Origin of the sequence: Ideonella azotifigens, assembly GCF_006519715.1 — a bacterium.
Taxonomy (GTDB): domain Bacteria; phylum Pseudomonadota; class Gammaproteobacteria; order Burkholderiales; family Burkholderiaceae_C; genus Ideonella; species Ideonella azotifigens.
Genome location: NZ_VIDT01001140.1, coordinates 1 through 1,140 on the forward strand (window position 1 = coordinate 1; position 1,140 = coordinate 1,140).

Genomic DNA, 1,140 nt, shown 5'->3' on the forward strand with positions numbered 1-1,140 from the left:
TGCATGCGCGACGCATCGGCGGCAGCGGCATCCTCGCCGTCCCCTGCTCCGCCACCGCAACCGGCGGCCAGCAGCGGCAGCGTCAAGGCTGCCAGCCAGTGTCTCAATCTCAGGTCCATCTTGTCTCCTGTCGTGTGCCGGACGACTCGCCCCATGCGGTCGTCACTAATAATTTGCTAATACTCAGATTATTAGTAAACGGGCGATGGCGACACCAGCGAAACGATGTAAGCGTTGGTATGTGGTGGTTTGCCGGCAGCGAGCTGCGGCCAGAGGCATTGGCATGACCCGCGCGGCAACGGGCACGCGCCGGCAGTCAGCTGATCAACGCGGCTTGGGCGGCGCCACAGTGGCGCGTGCCACCAGGCTGCCTTCGACCTTGTGCCGGCGCTTGCGGCGCGCCGGGTCTGCCACTTCGGCCAGCAGCATTTCCACCGCCAGCCGGCCCATCTCGTAGTCCGGCAGCACCAGCGTGCTCAGCGCCGGCTTGGTGTGGCGGGCGATTTCCTGGTCGTCGTAGCCCATCACCGAAACGTCTTGCGGCACGCGCAGGCCCAGCTCGTGCAGCGCCTCCAGGCAGCCCACGGCCATCAGGTCGTTGGCGCAGAAGATCGCCGTGGGCGGCGGCTCCTGGCGCATCAGCAGCAGCGTGCACTCGTGGCCGGAGGCGACGTGCCAGTCGCCCTCGCGCACCAGCTTGCGGTCGAAGGCAATGTCGGCGCTGGCCAGCGCGCGGCGGTAGCCCAGCAGCCGGTCGTGCGCGGCGTCCATCCACGGCTCGCCGTTGATGAAACCAATGCGGCGGTGGCCGGCATCGATCAGGCATTCGGTCGCCACCTGGCCGCCGGTCACCTCCGAGGGCTCCACCGATGAGATCGACAGCGCCGCTGGCGGCGTGCCCTCGTCCACCGGGTGGCAGTTCAGCAGCACCGTGGGCACGCCGGCCAGCGGCGCCGGCAGCGTCACCGCGCGGGTGAAGATGGTCGAGTAGACGACGCCCAGCAGCTGCGGGTTGGCCAGCATGGTGGCCAGCACCGCAGCCTCGACCGCGCTGCTCGAGCGCGTGGCAAACACGCAGACCAGCGCGCCCTGGCGCCAGGCCTCGTCCTTCGCACCGTCGATGGACAGCGCCGCATGCGG

General features: G+C 68.9%; 1 protein-coding gene. It reads right to left on the reverse strand.

Annotation, left to right across the window (positions count from 1 at the left end):
- Positions 1-324 precede the first annotated feature (324 nt).
- On the reverse strand, positions 325-1,140 hold an 816-nt coding region (locus tag FKP22_RS31180; protein ID WP_141292035.1), incomplete at its 5' end, for a substrate-binding domain-containing protein.